The sequence below is a fragment of the Hafnia sp. HMSC23F03 genome (assembly GCF_001816025.1).
Lineage (GTDB): Bacteria > Pseudomonadota > Gammaproteobacteria > Enterobacterales > Enterobacteriaceae > Hafnia > Hafnia paralvei.
In genome coordinates this window covers 71507-91855 of record NZ_KV824196.1, presented here as the reverse complement: position 1 = coordinate 91855, position 20349 = coordinate 71507, and the positions used below count along the sequence as shown (strand labels likewise).

At 49.1% G+C, this 20349-nt stretch carries 18 protein-coding genes; 13 read left to right on the top strand and 5 right to left on the bottom strand.

Annotated features, from left to right (window positions below):
• The first annotated feature begins 32 nt into the window (after nt 1–32).
• Nucleotides 33–1874, top strand: coding sequence for a DUF4153 domain-containing protein (locus tag HMPREF3091_RS03625; protein WP_070714299.1), 1842 nt, complete (start codon nt 33–35; stop codon nt 1872–1874).
• A gap of 35 nt (nt 1875–1909) precedes the next feature.
• Nucleotides 1910–2779, top strand: coding sequence for a phosphoribulokinase (locus tag HMPREF3091_RS03620; RefSeq protein ID WP_004090919.1), 870 nt, complete (start codon nt 1910–1912; stop codon nt 2777–2779).
• A gap of 65 nt (nt 2780–2844) precedes the next feature.
• Here HMPREF3091_RS03620 and HMPREF3091_RS03615 read toward each other — a convergent pair whose 3' ends face one another.
• The gene (locus HMPREF3091_RS03615) at nt 2845–3252 is read right to left on the bottom strand and encodes an OsmC family protein (protein WP_070714297.1); all 408 of its coding nucleotides are present in this window, start codon (nt 3250–3252) and stop codon (nt 2845–2847) included.
• Nucleotides 3253–3581: 329 nt separating this feature from the next.
• Between HMPREF3091_RS03615 and crp the strand changes: the two genes are divergently transcribed.
• From crp to HMPREF3091_RS22605, 3 genes are all read left to right on the top strand, one after another.
• Nucleotides 3582–4214, top strand: a complete 633-nt coding sequence (gene crp / locus HMPREF3091_RS03610; protein WP_004090925.1) for a cAMP-activated global transcriptional regulator CRP — start codon at nt 3582–3584, stop codon at nt 4212–4214.
• 43 nt (nt 4215–4257) lie between these two features.
• Complete coding sequence (locus tag HMPREF3091_RS03605; protein ID WP_004090926.1) at nt 4258–6336, top strand: YccS/YhfK family putative transporter; 2079 nt, start codon at nt 4258–4260, stop codon at nt 6334–6336.
• A gap of 255 nt (nt 6337–6591) precedes the next feature.
• Nucleotides 6592–6768, top strand: a complete 177-nt coding sequence (locus tag HMPREF3091_RS22605; protein ID WP_156518148.1) for a hypothetical protein — start codon at nt 6592–6594, stop codon at nt 6766–6768.
• Between the two features lie 55 nt (nt 6769–6823).
• Here HMPREF3091_RS22605 and HMPREF3091_RS03600 read toward each other — a convergent pair whose 3' ends face one another.
• Entirely contained in the window at nt 6824–8047 is a 1224-nt protein-coding gene (locus HMPREF3091_RS03600; protein ID WP_070714296.1) for a bifunctional acetylornithine/succinyldiaminopimelate transaminase, read from the bottom strand.
• Nucleotides 8048–8269: 222 nt separating this feature from the next.
• On the opposite strand from HMPREF3091_RS03600, the gene HMPREF3091_RS03595 reads away from it, so the two are divergent.
• Both HMPREF3091_RS03595 and HMPREF3091_RS03590 read left to right on the top strand, forming a co-directional pair.
• Nucleotides 8270–9799 carry a helicase HerA-like C-terminal domain-containing protein gene (locus tag HMPREF3091_RS03595; protein ID WP_070714294.1) on the top strand — a complete coding sequence of 510 codons (1530 nt, stop codon included), beginning with the start codon at nt 8270–8272 and terminating at the stop codon, nt 9797–9799.
• A gap of 96 nt (nt 9800–9895) precedes the next feature.
• The gene (locus HMPREF3091_RS03590) at nt 9896–10471 is read left to right on the top strand and encodes an aminodeoxychorismate synthase component II (RefSeq protein ID WP_070714292.1); all 576 of its coding nucleotides are present in this window, start codon (nt 9896–9898) and stop codon (nt 10469–10471) included.
• Between the two features lie 162 nt (nt 10472–10633).
• Here HMPREF3091_RS03590 and ppiA read toward each other — a convergent pair whose 3' ends face one another.
• Nucleotides 10634–11200 (bottom strand): peptidylprolyl isomerase A, encoded by a 567-nt coding sequence (gene ppiA, locus HMPREF3091_RS03585; protein ID WP_004090935.1) that lies wholly within the window; start codon nt 11198–11200, stop codon nt 10634–10636.
• Nucleotides 11201–11538: 338 nt separating this feature from the next.
• On the opposite strand from ppiA, the gene HMPREF3091_RS03580 reads away from it, so the two are divergent.
• The 6 genes from HMPREF3091_RS03580 to tsgA all read left to right on the top strand — a co-directional run bounded on the left by HMPREF3091_RS03580 (nt 11539) and on the right by tsgA (nt 17509).
• Complete coding sequence (locus HMPREF3091_RS03580; protein ID WP_004090936.1) at nt 11539–11844, top strand: PTS sugar transporter subunit IIB; 306 nt, start codon at nt 11539–11541, stop codon at nt 11842–11844.
• Between the two features lie 63 nt (nt 11845–11907).
• The gene (locus HMPREF3091_RS03575; protein ID WP_008815488.1) at nt 11908–13233 is read left to right on the top strand and encodes a PTS cellobiose transporter subunit IIC; all 1326 of its coding nucleotides are present in this window, start codon (nt 11908–11910) and stop codon (nt 13231–13233) included.
• A 29-nt stretch (nt 13234–13262) separates the two neighbouring features.
• Nucleotides 13263–13607, top strand: coding sequence for a PTS lactose/cellobiose transporter subunit IIA (locus tag HMPREF3091_RS03570; protein WP_070714289.1), 345 nt, complete (start codon nt 13263–13265; stop codon nt 13605–13607).
• Complete coding sequence (locus HMPREF3091_RS03565) at nt 13604–14911, top strand: 6-phospho-beta-glucosidase (protein ID WP_070714287.1); 1308 nt, start codon at nt 13604–13606, stop codon at nt 14909–14911. Before HMPREF3091_RS03570 ends, HMPREF3091_RS03565 begins: the two co-directional genes overlap by 4 nt.
• A gap of 215 nt (nt 14912–15126) precedes the next feature.
• Nucleotides 15127–16125 (top strand): LacI family DNA-binding transcriptional regulator, encoded by a 999-nt coding sequence (locus HMPREF3091_RS03560; RefSeq protein WP_256385876.1) that lies wholly within the window; start codon nt 15127–15129, stop codon nt 16123–16125.
• Nucleotides 16126–16324: 199 nt separating this feature from the next.
• Nucleotides 16325–17509 carry an MFS transporter TsgA gene (gene tsgA / locus HMPREF3091_RS03555; protein ID WP_004090948.1) on the top strand — a complete coding sequence of 395 codons (1185 nt, stop codon included), beginning with the start codon at nt 16325–16327 and terminating at the stop codon, nt 17507–17509.
• 68 nt (nt 17510–17577) lie between these two features.
• On the opposite strand, the gene codA is transcribed toward tsgA, so the two are convergent.
• Entirely contained in the window at nt 17578–18861 is a 1284-nt protein-coding gene (codA, locus tag HMPREF3091_RS03550) for a cytosine/isoguanine deaminase (RefSeq protein ID WP_070714284.1), read from the bottom strand.
• A complete protein-coding gene (gene codB / locus HMPREF3091_RS03545) occupies nt 18851–20122 on the bottom strand; it encodes a cytosine permease (RefSeq protein ID WP_035502751.1) in 1272 nt (423 codons plus the stop codon). Before codB ends, codA begins: the two co-directional genes overlap by 11 nt.
• Nucleotides 20123–20349: the final 227 nt, after the last annotated feature.

Here is a 20349-nt window from a genome sequence, read left to right as displayed (position 1 = left end):
AACCTCACTTTACGCAATAAGGAGAATCATGGATGTCTCTGCTCACAGCACATCATAGCAAGACTCAAGTCTCGCTCTCTGACCTACCGCTCAAAACGCGCATCGTCATTGTTTTAGTCTGTCTCATTCAAGGATGTTTGCTTTATTTATGTAACCACTTCAGCGATCGCGAGTGGATGATCCCCCATAGTTCAGCGCTGCTTTACACACAAGTTTTATCGGGCTCTCTGCCCCTGATCTTCGTGCTGTCTGTGAATACTCTACGAGACAAAATATTGTGGAAAGCTCTGCTGGCCTATACCGTTATATTCGTGGCTATGACCACTTGGGTAAAATGGAATGATGCAGGAGTAAAAGATTACGGCAGTCTAATCGGAACGTTTTATCTCGCGTTATGCCTTATGGTGTTTGTTACCCTTCCGTGGTTACAGGCACGAATAAATAATCCTAGCTCTCCCATCGACTACTCTGAGCTGCACGGCTATATATGGAAAAACACCATTACCGTGGTGCTAACCTTGCTGGTTTCGGGTTTGATGTGGGGGATCTTGTCGCTGGGAGCTGGTCTATTCAAACTGATTGGCATCGATTTTTTTTATGAGCTCTTTTTCCAACATGAAATATTCATGTACCTTGCTAACGGTCTGATTGTTGCCATTGGCGTTCTCATTAGCCGCACCCACCCAAAATTAATCATTACCGTACGTAACCTTTTATCCCTGACGGTAAAAGGCCTACTACCTTTGCTGTCGTTTTTCGCTCTGATTTTTATCTTCAGCCTTCCGTTTACCGGTATCGATGCGCTAACCGATAAATGGTCGTCTGCAACCACATTGCTAACCACCATGTCTCTACTGTTAGCCCTGCTGGTCAATGCGATATATTTGAGTTCTGATGGCGTAGATAAGAAACCGTATCCAAATTTAATCCGCTATATCATCAACGGTTCGCTGCTTGTTTTGCCGATCTACGCGATACTGTCCACTTATTATTTGGGCCAGCGCATCGTGCAATATGGCTGGACTCCCGATCGACTCAGGGCTTCAGTCATTGTCGGCCTCTCTCTATGCTTAACCCTTGCCTATGCCAGCGCTGTGGTTCGCAAAAATAACATTTGGCTGCACTCGCTCGGTAGTATCAACAAAAAAATAATGTGGCTGATCGCTGTGGCTGTGGTGCTGTGCAACTCTCCGATCATCGATCCTTACCGCATTAGCGTGAACGACCAAATGAATCGATATTCCACAGGAAAGGTATCTCCTGATGATTTAGATCTCTTCATGCTACGTTTTGACAGCGGCCGCAGGGGCAACGATGCGCTACAGGCGCTACGATCTGATGTCAAATTTGTCAGCGACCCACGTCGTAAACTCAAGCTGGAGAAAACGATAATACAAACCACTCGTTGGGGATCCTATGGCGATGATGATAAAAAACCCTATGCGGCGTTTACACCAGAAATAGCACGCAAGAATATTCAGCTGGCAGCCGGAACACCTTCACCAGAATCAACGTGGTGGGAATCTTTACCAAAAGATATCAGCCGAGGAAATAATATTAGCGAATGCTATTTGATGGCTAACGCTTGTGTTGTCACAACATTAGATCTGAATAATGATGGAAATAAAGAGCCTATACTGTGCAATTTCAGCGCTCCCAAAGAGCCTTTCTGCCAAATTTATGTTCAACGAGCAGGGAAATGGCACGTTGTCAGCCGCATCAACTTTGATGATGATGTGACTAAAGACAAGTTGGATAGCACTAAAATCAAAGATGCCATTCTTAATGGTCAGTTAAAAGCCGTGCCAAAAGAGTGGAGCGATATCCAAATTCAGGATACAACCGTAGATGTAAGTTATTACAATTTACGATAAACCGTAGCCCCCCAACCACCGGAGCCGTGTTAATTATGTCAGCGAAACACCCGATCATTGCCGTGACCGGCTCCAGTGGAGCCGGCACCACCACCACCAGCGTAGCCTTCCGCAAGATCTTTCAACAGTTCCATTTGAAAGCCGCTGAGTTGGAAGGCGATAGTTTCCACCGGTATACCCGCCCAGAAATGGACGCTGCAATTCGAAAAGCCCGCGAGCAAGGGCGTCATATCAGCTATTTCGGCCCCGAGGCCAATGATTTCTCTTTTCTCGAACAAAGCTTTATCGAATATGGTCAGCATGGTCGTGGGCGCTCACGTAAGTATCTGCATACCTACGATGAAGCCGTTCCCTACAATCAGGTTCCCGGCACATTCACGCCGTGGGAACCGTTGCCAGAGCCGACTGATGTTTTATTCTATGAGGGATTACACGGCGGAGTCGTCACGCAGCAGCACAATGTGGCCCAGCATGTCGATTTACTGGTCGGCGTAGTGCCTATCGTTAACCTAGAGTGGATTCAAAAACTGGTGCGCGATACCGGTGAGCGCGGCCATTCACGCGAAGCCGTGATGGATTCCGTTGTTCGCTCCATGGAAGACTACATCGGCTACATTACCCCCCAGTTTTCCCGCACGCATATCAACTTCCAGCGCGTACCAACGGTTGATACCTCTAACCCTTTTGCAGCTAAAGCGATCCCTTCGTCAGATGAAAGTTTCGTGGTGATCCATTTCCAAGGGTTAGACAATATTGATTTCCCCTATCTACTCGCGATGCTGCAAGGATCGTTTATCTCGCATATCAACACGTTAGTGGTTCCGGGAGGGAAAATGGGGTTAGCAATGGAACTGATCATGACACCGTTGGTGCAGCGTCTTATCGAAGGTAAGAAAATCGAATAACAACGTGTTACGTGATATCAGGCACCTTGGAACAAGACCACCGGTGCCTGATGAAGTGAATCAAATTACTCAACCACGATAGTTTCAAAACTATGGGTAATGTTAACGGCTTGACCCAACATCAACGCAACAGAGCAGTATTTTTCCGCAGAAAGCGCAACGGCGCGCTCAACGGCTTTATCCGTAAGGCCTTTGCCCGTGACAATAAAATGCAGATTAATGTGAGTAAACAAGCGCGGAGCTTCCTCGCGACGTTCAGACGTCAATTTGACTTCACAATCGCGCACGTCCAATCGCCCTTTCTGTAAAATGGAAACGACGTCAATGGCGCTGCAACCACCTGCTGACATCAATACCATTTCCATTGGACTTGGCGCTTTATCACCAGCGTTTCCGTCCATAAGAATCTGATGTCCTGAAGCCGATTCGCCCAGAAAAGTCATTCCTTCAATCCATTTCACTCGTGCCTGCATGTTGATCGCCCCTTTGGTTAAATTCTGTCATCAGACTACGCTTTCTGTAAAAAACAGGCAATCCGAGGCCTCACTTCTGATGCTGAAGCGAGACAACACGAGACACCTGAACAAAGCTGTGCTACAAACTATGCCGAAATGGATCTTTATGGATTGAAACGGGTATAGATCAATAACTCTAGGAAACAATTACCTTAGCCTATTACTCTATATCTCGATTATGCAGTGCTATAACAAGTTAATAAGCAAAGCCCCGTGCCACAATAAGCACACTGTCTGGATCAGTATCCCGATATTAGGGCCGCGATAACAACAGAGGATAATAGCGAATGGTTCTCGGCAAACCGCAAACAGACCCGACTCTTGAATGGTTCTTGTCTCATTGCCATATCCACAAGTATCCGTCCAAAAGTACCCTGATCCACCAAGGCGAGAAGGCGGAAACCCTGTACTACATCGTTAAGGGCTCCGTTGCAGTATTGATTAAAGATGAAGAAGGTAAAGAAATGATCCTTTCCTATCTTAATCAGGGCGACTTCATTGGTGAACTGGGCTTATTTGAGGAAGGACAAGAACGTAGCGCTTGGGTTCGTGCAAAAACAGCCTGCGAAGTTGCTGAAATTTCTTACAAGAAATTCCGCCAGCTGATTCAGGTTAACCCAGATATTCTGATGCGCCTTTCTGCTCAGATGGCTAGCCGCTTACAGGTTACCTCTGAAAAGGTGGGCAACCTTGCGTTCTTAGACGTGACTGGCCGTATCGCACAGACGCTGCTGAATCTGGCAAAACAGCCAGATGCCATGACTCATCCAGATGGTATGCAGATCAAGATTACTCGTCAGGAAATTGGCCAGATCGTTGGCTGTTCCCGTGAAACCGTTGGTCGAATTCTGAAGATGCTGGAAGATCAAAATCTGATCTCCGCGCACGGAAAAACCATCGTCGTTTACGGCACTCGCTGATAAATGATGCCCGTGTAGCATCGCTGCACGGGTTTCTTTCGTTATGTGGCGGCGGTTTATCTACCACCCAGAAGTCAACTATGCACTGCGTCAAACGCTGGTGCTGTGCCTCCCTGTTTTATTTGGCCTACTGACCGGCAATCTCCAGCTTGGTCTAATGTTTTCTTTGGTGCCTGCCTGCTGCAATATTGCAGGGCTCGATACCCCTCATAAGCGCTTCATCAAACGCTTAATCGTTGGCGGCAGCCTATTCGCGTTTTCCAGTTTCTTATTACAACAATGCCTGCTATGGCAAATTCCTCTGCCGCTTATCATGCTTGGGCTTGCGTTACTGCTCGGCGTTAACGGTGAGATCAGCCCCCTACACGCAAGGCTTCTTCCCGCAGCACTCGTCGCGTCGATATTTACGCTAAGTATGGCTGGAACAGTTCCCATCTGGCACGGGCCACTTCTGTATATCGTCGGCACCATCTGGTATGGCGCCTTTACTTGGTTCTGGTTTCTCTTATGGAAAGGGCAACCGATCCGCGAAAATCTCAGCCAGCTCTACACGCAACTTGGCGACTATATGGACGCCAAATATAGCTTGCTGACTCAGCATATCGATCCAGAAACGGCCTTGCCGCCGCTGTTACAGCGCCAGCAAAAAGTGATGGACTTAATTACCCAGCTCTACCAGCAAATGCACATGTTATCTCTGGTGCATAATCCTGAGTACAAACGTCTACTGCGCTATTTTCAAGTTGCATTGGACCTTCAGGAACATATTACCGTTAGCTTATCTCAGCCCGATGAAGTGCAAAGTCTAGTCGCCAAAAGTCAGGCTGAAGCTATTTTGCGCCGCAACGCTCAAGTCATATCAGAGCGGCTCAGAACGGTGGCTGGCGATATTCTGTATCACCGCTATCCCAAACATTTTTCAATGGATAACGAGCTAGCCGCGCTGGAAAAACTGGCTAATCAGCACCCAGACAACCCCGTTGGAAAGTTTTGCTATTACCATTTTAGCCGCGTGGCTCGGTTGCTGGTTCGTCAGCGTCCTCTCTATCAGCGCAATCTAATGTCTACACAGCAGCGCCTTCCTTTCTGGCCTGCATTACGCGCCTATCTCTCATTTAAATCCGTAGCGCTACGTAATGCAGCACGTTTGGGCATTACTCTCGCTGCAGGCAGTAGTTTGGGGATGCTATTCCATCTGCCAAAACCCTACTGGGTTTTGCTCACGACCATGTTGGTCATTCAAAATGGCTATAATGCGACGCGTGTAAGGATCCAACACCGTGCGCTAGGAACGTTTATCGGACTGATTATTGCTGCGGGATTACTACAGTTAGACCTACCGTTAAATGTCACCTTAACCTGCATGCTGGTGATCACTATTGCAGCCTATTTAGTACTACGTAAAAACTACGGGCTGGCGGTGATTGGTTTCACCGTGACTGCCGTTTATACCCTACAGCTTTTGCAGCTCAATGGGCTCCATTTCTTGGTTCCAAGGCTGATTGATACCGTACTCGGCTGTATTCTCGCCTTCGCGAGTACCATCTGGCTGTGGCCACAATGGCAAAGTGGTCTACTGCGCAAAAATGCTCATCAGGCATTAGAAGCCTATCAAGATGAGCTTCGCCTACTGCTCTCTCCTGAACCTAAAGCAACCGATTTAGCCTATGCCCGCATGAAGGTCAATCAGGCACATAATGCCGTATTCACCTCGCTAAACCAGGCGATGCAGGAGCCAGGGTTTGATTCCCGCTACCTAACAGACATGCGTCTGTGGATCACTCACAGCCAGTTTATCGTGGAACATCTTAACGCAATGACAATCCTCGCCCGCGATCACTACATGCTGACTGAAAACCTAGCGCAAGACTATTTGCAACGCTGTGAAATCGCCCTACAGCTCTGTCAACAGCGCTTAGAACACGATGGTCCAACCCTGAGCAATAACGCCGCCGTCTTCCAATCTGATGAGCAGGAAACCAGTGGAATGCCCGTAACCCAGATTGAAGTTCATCTACGCCGTATCATTGCGCACCTGCGTGCCATGCATACCATTTCATCGATAGCCTGGCGGCAACGACCGCATCATGGGATTTGGATGAGCCGTCGATTAAGGGATTAAATCTCTACCGTTTTTTTCAAGAAATGGCGTATATTCTTCTTCACGCCAAGATAAAACGCCAACTCATTGATGAACATACAATTTTCACTGCTAATATCATTTCAAATAATACTTATTGTTTCTCTTCTGCTATTCAGAAAATACCCGCTAATACATATCGTGTTCACTACGCTTTCCGTCATTTCAGTCATGCCACTCGCGTATTTCATTGGCACATTTTCGCAAGGGTTAAGTTCCAACCTTTGCTACTCCTACATGATTGCTGATTTAGCCACCACCTCTACATTGGCGATCCAATCCAACAACAGCGCAACTCAACAAAAATATATCGATGGCCTTAAATCCATTCCAAACTATGGATATGAATCCAACTGCAATGATATGACGGCAGCGGTAAAGCGTTTGTCTCAATCTGTAAAAGACGCCAAATAAACAATCAATTACCCCATGAGTTAAATGTCTTACACCGCTCCCGTACAGCCAAGCATTACGACTTTTTGGCGATCACCGCCCCAATCGCTTTTTCTAATCGCATCATACCTTCATGGATATCCGCAAACTCCACGACGAGTGATGGAGCAAAGCGCAAAATATCAGGGCCCGCATTCAGCAGCATGAGACCTTCAGCGGCGGCGGCGTGCAGAATATCGCGTGCTTTGCCATGATATTCGGGGCTCAGTTCAGCGCCCAGTAACAACCCCATACCACGTACCTGCGTAAAGACATTGTACTTAGCATTCAAGTTCGCCAGCGCCTCGACAAACAACGAGTGACGTTCTTCAATACCAGCCATAACCTCTGGAGTATTAATCACGTCCAGCGCTGCCTCTGCTACCGCGCAGGCCAAAGGGTTACCACCGTAGGTGGTACCATGCGTTCCCACATGCATCGCGCTGGCAATTTCATTCGTCGTCAGCATGGCGCTAATCGGAAAACCGCCGCCCAAAGCTTTAGCGGTAGTCAGAATATCCGGCGTCACGCCATAATGCATATAAGTAAACAGCTTGCCGGTACGCCCCATTCCACTTTGCACTTCGTCAAATACCAACAGCGCCTGATGGCGATCGCACAGCTCGCGCACACCTTTAAGGAAGCTTTCAGTCGCAGGCATTACCCCACCTTCGCCCTGAACCGGTTCTAAAACAACGGCACAGGTATGATCGTCGATAACGGCTTTCACCGCGTCGAGATCGTTGAAAGGTACATGAACAATATCCGCAGGTTTCGGGCCAAAACCGTCAGAATATTTAGGCTGCCCGCCGACAGAAACGGTAAACAACGTGCGGCCATGAAACGCGTGGTGGAACGCAATAATCTTGGATTTGTATGGGCTGATTTTGCTCGATGCGTAGTAACGCGCCAATTTAAACGCCGCTTCGTTGGCTTCCGCACCGGAGTTGGCAAAGAAAACACGCTCCGCAAAAGTGGCATCAATCAGCTTCTGTGCCAAACGCAGCGCGGGTTCGTTGGTGAAAACATTGCTAACATGCCACAGCTTTTCGCCCTGCTCATGTAAAGCTGCCACCAATGCCGGATGACAATGCCCTAGCGCCGTTACAGCAATACCACCCGCAAAATCCACATACTCTCGCCCCTGTTGATCCCACACTCGGCTTCCCTTTCCGCGCACAGGAACAAAATCTGCCGGTGCATAGATAGGCAACATTACTTTTTCAAATGTGTCTCTTGCGACTGCCTGCTGCTTCGCCATTACGCAACCATCCTTTTTACATTGCCAGAAAATCCCACTCACAATGAGTGAAAATATAATCATAAAATATGCATAATAAATCAAAAAATGGCAACCGTATTTTCTCTTGGGTTTTCTCCGAATCCCACGTTTGGCAACGACGCTAAAGTTGAGACTAAGATACAGCGTGCTTATACTTTGAACTTGGAAGTTACATTCCGCCTCTTTATTTAAGGACTGACCATGAGCGCTCCGCTTACCATTGCCAAGAATCAAAAAGTCACGCTGCATCTCCTTCCCGCTCTGGCAAACCGCCATGGGCTGATTACCGGTGCAACAGGCACGGGTAAAACCGTGACGCTGCAAAAAATGGCGGAGCAGTTTTCTCGCATTGGCGTTCCCGTCTTTTTAGCCGACGTAAAGGGTGATTTATCCGGTATCGCAGCGGCAGGAACGCTTTCAGAAAAGTTACAGAAAAGATTAGATGCCTTGCAGGTAGCCGACTGGTCACCGCAGGCCTGTCCGGTGGTTCCTTGGGATATTTTTGCCGAGAAAGGTCATCCTATTCGCGCAACAGTATCAGACCTTGGGCCACTGCTGCTTTCCCGCCTACTCGATCTCAACGACGTACAGTCCGGTGTGCTACAGCTGGTGTTCAAGATTGCCGATGACAACAATCTGCTGCTGCTCGACATGAAAGATCTCCGCGCCGTGGTGCAATTCGTGGGGGATAATGCCAAACAGTTCACCACTGAGTACGGCAACATTTCTACTGCGTCCATTGGCGCTATTCAGCGCGGTTTGCTCACGCTAGACCAGCAGGGCGCTAACCATTTCTTTGGCGAGCCGATGCTGGATATTAACGATCTGATGCGTTGCGACGCCAATGGTATGGGCGTTATCAATCTCCTCGCCGCCGATAAGTTAATTAATCAGCCTAAACTCTATTCCGTGTTTCTCCTGTGGCTGCTCGCCGAATTATTTGAACAGCTTCCAGAAGTGGGTGACGTTGCTCAGCCAAAACTGGTGTTCTTCTTCGATGAAGCTCATCTGCTGTTTAACGACGCGCCTGCGGCGCTGCTCGACAAAATTGAACAAGTCGTTCGTTTGATTCGCTCCAAAGGCGTAGGGATTTACTTCGTCACCCAAAATCCTCTGGATATTCCCGATAATGTACTGGGTCAGTTGGGTAACCGCGTGCAGCACGCGTTGCGTGCTTTCACACCTCGTGACCAAAAAGCGGTTAAAGCAGCCGCTCAAACCCTGCGCGCCAACCCTGAATTCAGCACCGAAGTGGCCATCACCGAGCTCGGTGTGGGTGAAGCGCTGGTGTCTTTTTTGGATGAAGGTGGGCGTCCAACCATCGTTGAACGAGCGATGGTCATCGCTCCGGAATCTCGCATGGGGCCATTAACCGCCGATGAGCTAAATCATGCGATCAATCACTCTCCACTTTATGGCCGCTACGATGAAGCCATCGATCGCGAGTCCGCTTATGAAAAAATTACTCAACAAGGCTTTAGCACTGTCGATAGCGGTGATGAAAAAGCCAGCGCCGACGACGTGAAAAAACCAGAAGCCAGCGCACAAGAAGGCGGCGGATTGATGGGAAGTCTGAATGAAATTTTGTTCGGCACTACCGGCCCACGCGGGGGTAAAAAAGATGGTGTGGTGCAAACCGCAGCTAAAAGCATGGCTCGTCAGGTCGGTAGTTCACTAGGACGCCAAATTCTACGCGGTGTTTTAGGTTCGATTATGGGTGGACGCAAATAGCGCTATAACCATTCTTAATGGTGCCCCTCTTACTTGTGCCCCGCATGATTTATCATCGGGGCATCTAATGTTTTTACTGCGCAAAGCGAACCCCTGATGCTGTTATTGATCGATAATTACGACTCTTTTACCTATAACCTCTATCAATATTTTTGTGAGCTCAAGGCAGACGTTGTGGTGCGCCGCAATGATGAGCTAACGCTTGATCTCATTGAATCCCTAGCGCCTTCACATCTGGTGGTATCGCCAGGGCCCTGTACACCCGATGAAGCCGGTATCTCTTTAGCTGCGATACAACATTTTGCAGGCAAGATACCTCTGCTCGGTGTCTGCTTAGGGCATCAGGCATTGGGGCAGGTATTTGGAGCCAAGGTTGTTCGTGCTCGTCAGGTCATGCATGGTAAAACCTGTGCGATTCGCCATACCAACAGTGGTGTGTTCCATGGTCTCAATAATCCACTCACGGTGACCCGCTATCATTCCTTGATTCTGGAAAAAGAAACGCTGCCTGACTGTCTGGAAATTACCGCATGGAGCGAAAACAACGGCGAACAAGATGAAATTATGGGCGTACGCCATCGCACCCTAGACGTTGAGGGCGTGCAGTTTCATCCAGAGAGTATTTTGAGTGAACAGGGACATGAGCTACTACAGAACTTTTTACGGCGCTAAACCATCGTCGGCGTAACATCGTTCACTTAAGTTCGATTTTAGGGGGAGCACACCGATGGGGTCGTAGCGGCGTAAGCCGCCTGAGCGCCCCGCGGTGTGGTAGACCAGTGTATCTCGATCTCTTAAACGAACGGCGTTAGCCGTCCGCGAGAGTTTTAGAAACTATGGCAGAACTTTCACCGAAGTAATGACAATCGGCTTTGAAGGTACATTCTGGTATGGACCGACATTCTCAGTGCGCACCTGAGCGATTTTATCCACAATATCCATTCCCTTCGTCACTTTACCAAATACCGCGTAACCAAAATCGCGTTGGCCGTGATCCAAGAAAGCGTTATCCGCAACGTTAATAAAGAACTGGCTAGTCGCGCTGTCTTTTTCTGCGGTACGCGCCATCGCAATGGTGCCACGCAGATTACGTAAACCATTATCAGCTTCGTTCTTAATTGGCGCATTCGTGGTTTTTTGCTGCATATCGGCAGTGAAACCGCCGCCCTGCACCATAAAGCCAGGGATCACACGGTGGAAAATCGTGTTGTTGTAATACCCGCTGTTCACATAGTCGAGGAAGTTCTTCACCGACACCGGCGCTTTTTGACTATCTAACTCAATCTCAATATTGCCAGCAGTCGTAGACAGTAAAACATGGCTATTGGCAGCCAGAGCGGCCGGAGCCAATACCGTCAGCGAAAATAGCGCGGCTAGGGTGACTAATACTCTTTTGAACATGACACATCCTTTCTCAACGGGCTTTTTCAAAGCAGGTGAACAACAAAATAACCTCACAATTCTAATTAGGCCTAGCCCTATTAGCTACCCATTTACTCACATTTACTTAACGATGGGATAAGTCCGATAAAAAGCCGACTTTCAGCGCTAACCTCCGTAAATATTTGGGATTACGATCACAGTTCCATCTTGGCTAGTTTATTCCATCGTTAATTTTTGCGAACCATCTCCCAAACCGTTTGAGGAAAGTTGCTAGTCTTAAATGCAAATGAGAGCGCTCTCATTTAACAATTACAACAAATAACTCTCTTTAATTAATCTGATTTGTGAGGCGGGTGATGAAAAAAATCTTACTGTGCTGTGCAGCTGGAATGTCCACCAGCATGCTCGTTCAACGAATGAATACCGAAGCAACCAAACGCGCCATTGAAGTTGATATTCAAGCCGTTCCCGCCGCTGAGTTCGAACAGCGTATCCAAGATGCCGATGTCGTACTGCTTGGCCCACAGGTGAAGTATGAACTGGCGCGCTTTAGCGCTATCGCCCAGCCTTTTGGCAAGCCCGTTGCCGTCATCGATATGATGGACTACGGCATGCTGCGCGGCGACAAAGTGCTCGATAAGGCGCTGGCGCTAATCGCATAACGATTTCTTATTTGGGTCTTATTCCCCCTGTCAGCGTTATCTTCACCTTGTGGAGTCACTGCTATGAGTTTCTATGCTTCATTGATGCGCGTGGTTGAAAGCCACATCGCCCCTCTCGCGGGGAAAATCGGTAGTCAGCGGCACATCATCGCTATCCGCGACGGCTTTATTTCAGCCATGCCCTTCCTGATTATCGGCAGTATCATGTTGATTATCGCCAACCCGCCGTTTGATGCACAAACCACCTCTTCGTTTGGACAAGCATGGCTCTCCTTCGCCAAAGCGCACTGGGACACTATCACCATGCCTTTCTTCATGACGATGGGGCTAATGAGCGTGTTTGTTACGGTAGGCACTGCATATAGTCTGGCAAAATCTTATGGGATTGACGGTCTCACCGCGGCACTGTTAGCGCTAATGGCATTCCTGCTGGCAGCGGCTCCTCAGCTTGAAAACAAAATGGCGCTCGACTACCTCGGTGGCCAAGGGGTTTTCACCGCTCTCATTTGTGCGATCTGGTCCGTTGAACTGATCCGCTTACTGAAAAAATACAACATCACGATTCGTATGCCGGAACAGGTTCCACCGGCGATAGCCCGCTCCTTTGAGCTACTCTATCCGGTCGTCGGTATTTTGCTCACGGTCTATCCGGTTAGCTTGTTTATGCAGAGCGAATTCAACTTGCTGCTGCCCGCCGCCGTGATGCAAGTTTTCCAGCCGCTAATCGCCGTCGGTGACACGCTTCCTGCCATCTTGCTAGCACTGCTGATTGCCAACCTGCTGTGGTTTGCAGGAATTCATGGCGACAACATTGTTACCGGCCTGCTTAACCCGATTTTTATGGCCAATATTGCCGCCAACGCTGCGTTAATGACCCACGGAATGGAAACAACTCAAATACTCACCGCACCTTATTGGTCATTTTATGTCTGTATTGGCGGTTCCGGCTCTACCTTAGTTCTCGCAATCCTTTACCTACGCAGCCGTTCTATTCATCTGCGAACCATCGGCAAACTTAGCGTAGTGCCGGCCATCTTCAATATTAACGAACCGTTGCTGTTTGGCTCTCCTGTGGTAATGAACCCGACGCTGTTTATCCCATTGATCGTCGTTCCTATGGTCAACGCTATTTTGGCCTATGTAGCGCTGCATTTAGATCTCGTACAAAAAATGGTGGCAATAGCCCCATGGACAGCTCCCGCGCCGCTCGGCGCGATGATCTCCGCCGCTTGGGATTACAAAGCGCTGATTCTGGTCTTAGTGCTGATGGTTATCGATATCCTGATTTGGTACCCGTTCTTTAAAGTCTATGAAAAACAGCTACTCGCTCAAGAAAATGAGCAAGCCCAAGAAATGGCCGCTGCCGCTGAAACTCAGCCGCAACCTTAAACCGATTTGAAAGATGTATCGGAGGAATTATGGATTTTGAACAAACGATTATGGAGCTGTTGGTTCATTCAGGCAGCGCTCGTAGCAGTGCATTGATGGCACTTCAACGCGCCAGAGCCGGAGATTTTGTGGGTGCTCAAGAAATGATGGATGAGTCCAGAGCGGCTACGCGTGAAGCACACGGCATCCAGACGACGCTGATTGGCATGGATGAGGGCTGTGGAAAATTACAAATTAATCTGATTACCGTGCACGCACAGGATCATCTGATGAATGCCATGGTCATTCAGGATCTGGCGGGAGATATGATCGAACTGTATCGCCGACTGCCCGCAGAGTCTGTTATGCAGGTTCAAGAGGAGAGTCTCGCATGATCCCGATAAAAATTGCCATTATTGGCGGCGGTAGCAGTTACACCCCAGAACTGGTGGAAGGCATCATTCAGCGTTCAGAACACATCCCGCTGTCTGAACTTGCCTTAGTAGACGTAGAAGCTGGCCATCACAAAGTGGATATCATTGCCGATTTGACCCGCCGGATGCTGGCACGCAATGGTCTTGAGCACGTAAAAGTCACCGTACATTTTTCGCCTGACGATGCCATCCGCGGCGCAAGTTTTGTATTAACTCAACTGCGTGTGGGGCAGCTTCCCGCTCGTGCCGCCGATGAACGCCTCGGTTTGAAATTTGGTTTGATTGGGCAGGAAACCACCGGTGTTGGTGGCTTTGCCAAAGCGCTGCGCACTATCCCCGTGATGTTGAATATCGCTCGTAAAGTTGAGCAGTTAGCGCCCGATGCGTGGATTATCAACTTTACCAATCCGGCAGGAATAGTCACCGAAGCCGTTTCGCGCTACACCAAAGCCAAAATCATCGGCCTGTGCAACGTGCCGGTCACCATGCACCATATGATCGCAAAAATGTTACAGCGCCCTTATCAAGACGTCCAACTACGCTTTGCTGGATTGAATCATATGGTGTGGGTACATCAGGTCACCGCAGACGGACAAGACCAAACACAGCGAGTGATCGACATGTTGTGCGATGGCGCGGCACTAACCATGAACAACATAAAAGAAGAACCTTGGCCGCCGGAATTCCTGCGCGCACTGGGGGCGATCCCTTGCCCTTACCATCGTTATTTCTATCAAACACGCTCAATGTTGAAGGATGAAATGGCTGAAGCCAGCGAAGGTGGAACCCGCGCTGAACAGGTGATGAAAGTCGAGAAAGAACTGTTTGAGCTGTATGCCGATCCGCATTTAGATCACAAGCCAGAGCAGCTCAGCTTCCGCGGAGGCTCTTTCTATTCAGAGGTCGCACTGGAACTGATCTGCGCCATCCACAACAATCTTGGCACCCGTCTGGTCGTTAACACACCAAACCGCGGGGCGATCCGCGATCTTCCTGATGATGCTGTGATTGAAACTGACTGTATTGTGGATGCTCAAGGTGCTCATCCGTTGGCCTTTGGTTCTCTTCCCGTCTCAATGGTTGGACTCACTCAAGAAGTGAAATCATTTGAGCGCTTAACCATTGAAGCCGCAGTACACGGCGACAGAAAATCTGCGCTTCTGGCACTAGTCACTAACCCACTCATTGGCGATGCCGCACTCGCGTCACCTTTATTAGATGAAGTGCTGGCGGTTAACAAAGAATATCTGCCACAATTTAGTTGATGGGCAAGCAAACCCCAGCAGCGTTGCTGGGGTATAAACCTAGCTCGCCGACGTGCTAGAGCGGCCAGCAATGTTGGACTGAAAACGGCTATACCCTAAATGGTTCGAGTTGCATTAAGGCGGCCAGTGAGAGCTCCCCGATAAACTTACTCTAGTCTGTGATTTGGGTGAGTGAACGCAGTCAACAAAAATGCAACTTAAAGTATGACGGGTACATAAGGAAATTAACCATGACCACTCTTGAAGACGTTGCCGCCCGCGCTGGTGTATCTCGCGCCACGGTTTCACGCGTCGTTAATGGCGACAGTAACGTCAGGGAAAAGACGCGTCTCATGGTTGAAATGGCGATTGCCGAGCTAGGCTATAGCCCTCACCCCGCCGCCAGAGCATTAGCCTCCAGCCAAAGCCAAACATTAGGTTTAGTCACCACGTCCTATCGCGGAGGTTTTTTCGGCGCACTGATGGACAATGTACAAAGTGAAGCCGAAAGCCATCGCAAACAGCTCCTGGTGACTCAGGGGAAAAACAGCGCCGAAAATGAATGGCAGGCAATCCAACGTCTATATAATTTACGCTGCGACGGGTTGATTCTGCATGTCAGAGCACTCAGCGACGAGCAACTGCGCCAGCTAGCACAGCAGGGAAAAGCATTTACAATTCTGGATCGCCTCGTTCCTGGCCTCGAAGATCGCTGTATCGCTTTCGACCATAATCGCGCCAGCCAAATGGCAACTAACAGACTCATCGAACTTGGGCACACCAAAATCGCCTGCATCAGCGGTTCCTCCGCCCGACCGTCCAGTCAACTGCGCCGCCAAGGATTTTTAGATGCGATGCAAGCAGCAGGATTGCTACCCGTTGCCTGTTTGGAAGGTGATTACGATATGCAAAGCGGTTACCAAATGGCCGATAAGCTGCTGCAAAGTCGTCGCCCAACAGCGATTTATTGCTGCAATGAAGAGATGGCGATCGGCGCATTGCTCGCTATCACCGAGCATCGACTCAATATCCCCAATGACATTTCGCTCATCTGTTACGACAGCGGTGAACGTGCAGCCTTCGTACGCCCAGCGCTAACCAGCCTTCATTTCCCAATAACTGATATGGCACGGCATGCCACCGAACGTCTGATCGATCCCAAATGCGCACCAGAAGTCTTTATACCAACGATCATTGATCGTGGTTCGGTGATTGCTCGAAAAGACAGTTTATGAGCGAATAAGACCAATAATTTCTACCCAGATCGCCTTTGTAAGAAACTCATTCATAAAGTTACAGCAAAAAATCGACTTTCATCACAAAAATAGCCTGTAACTATGCTAGGATTCGCCGCCTTGTGGGATCGATTATTCTTGTTTCGACCCCTCGTAAATACTTTCCTATTTCCTCAATACTACTGACACGGGCCTTGCTATGACCAACAGCAACCGCATTCGCCTAACATGGATCAGTTTCTTCTCCTATGCACTTACCGGTGCATTGGTGATTGTCACCGGGATGGTGATGGGCAATATCGCAGAATATTTCAATCTGCCGATTTCCAGCATGAGTAACACTTTTACATTCCTTAATGCTGGTATTTTGGTCTCTATTTTCCTCAATGCATGGTTGATGGAAATCATTCCTCTCAAGCGCCAGCTGATTTTCGGTTTCGTGTTGATGATCTTAGCCGTTGCTGGCTTGATGGTCGGACACAGTTTGGTGATGTTCTCGCTGTGCATGTTTGTACTGGGCGTGGTGAGCGGGATTACGATGTCTATCGGTACCTTCCTCATCACCCATATCTATGAAGGCCGTCAGCGCGGCTCACGCCTGCTGTTCACCGACTCCTTCTTTAGTATGGCGGGGATGGTGTTCCCAATTGTGGCCGCAACCTTACTGGCTAACCATGTTACTTGGTACTGGGTTTATGCCTGCATCGGCGTGTTATATCTGGCGATTTTCGTGTTGACGCTGATGTCTGACTTCCCTGTTTTGGGCAAGAAAAAAGACGATCAAAGCGAGCCTGTCGCTAAAGAGAAGTGGGGCATTGGCGTACTATTCTTGTCGATTGCAGCGCTGTGCTACATCCTTGGCCAATTGGGCTTTATCCAGTGGGTGCCAGAATATGCCAGCAAACACTTTAATATGAGCATCGAAGAAGCGGGCGCGCTAGTGAGCAACTTCTGGACTGCTTATATGGTCGGCATGTGGATCTTCAGCTTCATCCTGCGTTTCTTCGATCTACAACGCATCGTGACCGTTCTAGCGGCGCTTTCTACCGTGATGATGTATCTGTTCGTCACCACTGAGCAAGTTGGCATGCTGAGCATGTACATTCTGGGTCTTGGCTTCGTGAGCAGCGCAATTTATACCACGCTGATTACTCTGGGCTCGCTGCAAACCAAAGTGTCTTCACCAAAACTGGTGAACTTCATTCTGACCTGCGGCACTATCGGTACTATGCTGACCTTCATCGTTACCGGCCCAATCGTTGCAAAAAGCGGTGCTCATGCAGCGCTGGCAACGGCCAATGGTCTGTATCTGGTGGTATTCGTGATGTGTTTACTGCTGGGCTTCGTGACACGTCACCGCCTACATGGCCACAGCACTAAATAATTCAGGCTTATCCTGAAAAAAAACCGGCCAGTAAAATGGCCGGTTTTTTTATTGCCCAAATACTGTGGTTAACGCTTGAAATCCACGGTTTCCGACTGTTCCAAGTGCAACGTCGTTTTCGCGGGCTGAGTGCAAGCAATCACCGCAGCGTTACGTACGGAATAGCGCACGGGAACCTGACGACGTACGGCGTCAAAACCACTATCAGCAGGCAATACAATGAGATTGGCGCTGTTTCCCACTTCGACCCCGTAGTCCTTCAGAGCCAAGGTTTTGGCGCTATGGTGAGTGATCAAATTGATACCGTCATTAATCTGACCGTAACCCATCAGCTGGCACACGTGTAGGCCCATATGCAACACCTGCAGCATATTTGCTGTGCCAAGTGGATACCATGGATCAAATACATCATCATGGCCAAAACAGACGTTAATGCCTGATTCCAACATCTCTTTCACGCGCGTAACGCCACGGCGTTTTGGATAAGTATCGAAGCGCCCCTGCAGATGAATATTCACCAGTGGGTTTGCCACAAAATTAATACCTGACATTTTCAACAAACGGAACAAACGTGAGGTATAGGCGCCGTTATAAGAGTGCATCGCCGTAGTATGGCTTGCCGTAACTCGCGCCCCCATATCTTCACGGTGCGCCAGCGCGGCAACGGTTTCCACAAAGCGAGATTGTTCGTCATCGATTTCGTCACAGTGAACATCAATCAAACGATCATACTTTTTCGCCAAGGCAAAGGTTTTATGCAGAGATTCCACACCGTATTCACGCGTGAATTCAAAGTGCGGAATGGCACCAACGACATCAGCACCCAAACGTAACGCCTCTTCCAGCAGAGCTTCGCCGTTAGGATAAGACATAATCCCTTCCTGCGGAAACGCGACGATTTGCAGATCGACCCACGGAGCAACTTCCTGCTTCACTTCGAGCATCGCTTTAAGCGCCGTTAATGTGGCATCGGAAACGTCAACGTGGGTGCGCACATGCTGAATACCGTTGGCGATTTGCCATTTTAGCGTTTGCCATGCGCGTTGTTTCACATCGTCATGAGTTAAGAGGGCTTTGCGTTCGGCCCAGCGCTCAATACCTTCAAACAGGGTTCCCGACTGGTTCCAGCTTGGCTGCCCAGCGGTTTGGGTCGTATCCAGATGAATATGCGGTTCAACAAATGGCGGTAAAACGAGCCCTTGTTCAGCGTCCAGATTATTTGGCGAAACCGGTAATACGCCAGATTGCGCTTCGATGGCACTTATTTTTCCATCGTGCAAACGAATCTGCCAAAGACCTTCTTTGCCCGGTAACCGAGCATTAATGACCGCCTGAAGTAAGTTATTCGACACCGTTAGCCTCCGCGTTTGTTATTGTTGATACTGCTGTTGTTGCAGTTTTACGATTCAGAATCGGGTTAAGTACCAGATAGCTCAGAGCGCCGCCGAGTACCGCATTCACCGGCACTACGCCTGGTAGCCAATGGCCAGCCGCAATCCCCAATGCTACGGCCAGAATAGCGACCCAGTTGACGCTCATCATACGCGCGGTAGCAAAGTGCTCATAGCGGCGACGATTCATCAAGTAGTCAGCGATAATCACGCCCCCGACGGGAGGAATGGCGGCAGAGAGGAAGGTCAGCCAGCCAACAAAATTGTTATATAGCCACAGGGCACAGAGAGTGCCGATAATACCGTTTATAATCGACAGCGTTTTGCTCGACATGCCGGTAATGTTGGCAAAACCTAAACCTGACGCATACAGCGCATTGTCGTTAGTCGTCCAAATATTCAGCCCCAGCACCACGATAGCAGGCAGCAGCAGGCCTTGGGCAATCATCACGTCAGAAATATCCGCCATGCCCAACGCCGCGGCACCGGCAGCACCAAAGATAAACATCAAAGAGTTGCCGAGGAAAAACGCCACCATCGAAACTAACACCGCCAGCTTGGCGTTACGTCCAAAACGGACAAAGTCAGCGGTTAACGTTCCAGCACTAACAAAAGACCCCACCACTAATGCCAACGCGACGTTGAAATCCAAAGGCTCCGCAGGTACCACCGCTTTCAACGCATCTAAGCCGCCCATTCCGTGTACCGCAAGCCAAACCGAGTAACCGCCAAGGCAAGCAATGGCAGGAACCGCAATCACCGAAAGCACCGTCAGTGCTGAAATGCCAAAGAAAACGGTCACCGTCATCAACAGCCCTGAAACTGCGATTAGCAAATTAATATCGAGCCCTGTCGCCTTCCCAACCGGAATAGCGAACATCGCAACGCCCACACCAAACCAGCCGACCTGAGTTCCTCCCAGCAACAGCGATGGTAGCCATGAGCCTTTAACGCCAAAAGAGAATCGAGCAAGAAGATGTGTGGTTAGGCCGGTTTTAGCGCCGATGTAGCCAAGAATAGAAGTGTAAATACCGAGGAGAAGATTACCGAGGAGTACTGCGAGGAAGAAATCATGATAACTAAGACCGGTTCCGAGAGCGCCTCCGGTCCACATACTGGCGGAAAAGAAGGTTAATCCCAGCATGACGAACGTCAATGCCAATACCCCTTTCCGCGCTGACTGCGGGACGGGCCCCTGACTATAGTTGTTATCTTGCGACACGACATTCCTCCTTTCGCTGTTTTCAGGCCAAAAAATCCGCCGCATTCTATTCCTCTGCACACAAAAAGCAATCGTTTTCGTACAGGGGGTAAGAATTTTATCGATTCCAGCCTGTTTGGCCGATGTGATTTCTCTATTGTTTAAAATTAAAACAAAATGGCATTTCACTTTTTCTGATGCTAATTAGCCATTTCCCTCCATGACTGACTCGTTTCAGCCAAAGTTGC

Excerpts from the sequence above, each read along its gene's own strand:
- HMPREF3091_RS03580 (WP_004090936.1), top strand. The coding sequence starts at position 11,539 with ATGAAAAAAATCTTACTGTGCTGTGCAGCTGGAATGTCCACCAGCATG.
- HMPREF3091_RS03570 (WP_070714289.1), top strand. The coding sequence starts at position 13,263 with ATGGATTTTGAACAAACGATTATGGAGCTGTTGGTTCATTCAGGCAGC.
- HMPREF3091_RS03590 (WP_070714292.1), top strand. The coding sequence starts at position 9,896 with ATGCTGTTATTGATCGATAATTACGACTCTTTTACCTATAACCTCTAT.
- HMPREF3091_RS03625 (WP_070714299.1), top strand. The coding sequence starts at position 33 with ATGTCTCTGCTCACAGCACATCATAGCAAGACTCAAGTCTCGCTCTCT.
- HMPREF3091_RS03595 (WP_070714294.1), top strand. The coding sequence starts at position 8,270 with ATGAGCGCTCCGCTTACCATTGCCAAGAATCAAAAAGTCACGCTGCAT.
- HMPREF3091_RS03600 (WP_070714296.1), bottom strand. The coding sequence starts at position 8,047 with ATGGCGAAGCAGCAGGCAGTCGCAAGAGACACATTTGAAAAAGTAATG.
- crp (WP_004090925.1), top strand. The coding sequence starts at position 3,582 with ATGGTTCTCGGCAAACCGCAAACAGACCCGACTCTTGAATGGTTCTTG.
- HMPREF3091_RS03565 (WP_070714287.1), top strand. The coding sequence starts at position 13,604 with ATGATCCCGATAAAAATTGCCATTATTGGCGGCGGTAGCAGTTACACC.
- tsgA (WP_004090948.1), top strand. The coding sequence starts at position 16,325 with ATGACCAACAGCAACCGCATTCGCCTAACATGGATCAGTTTCTTCTCC.
- HMPREF3091_RS03605 (WP_004090926.1), top strand. The coding sequence starts at position 4,258 with ATGTGGCGGCGGTTTATCTACCACCCAGAAGTCAACTATGCACTGCGT.
- HMPREF3091_RS03575 (WP_008815488.1), top strand. The coding sequence starts at position 11,908 with ATGAGTTTCTATGCTTCATTGATGCGCGTGGTTGAAAGCCACATCGCC.
- HMPREF3091_RS03615 (WP_070714297.1), bottom strand. The coding sequence starts at position 3,252 with ATGCAGGCACGAGTGAAATGGATTGAAGGAATGACTTTTCTGGGCGAA.
- ppiA (WP_004090935.1), bottom strand. The coding sequence starts at position 11,200 with ATGTTCAAAAGAGTATTAGTCACCCTAGCCGCGCTATTTTCGCTGACG.
- HMPREF3091_RS03620 (WP_004090919.1), top strand. The coding sequence starts at position 1,910 with ATGTCAGCGAAACACCCGATCATTGCCGTGACCGGCTCCAGTGGAGCC.
- HMPREF3091_RS22605 (WP_156518148.1), top strand. The coding sequence starts at position 6,592 with ATGATTGCTGATTTAGCCACCACCTCTACATTGGCGATCCAATCCAAC.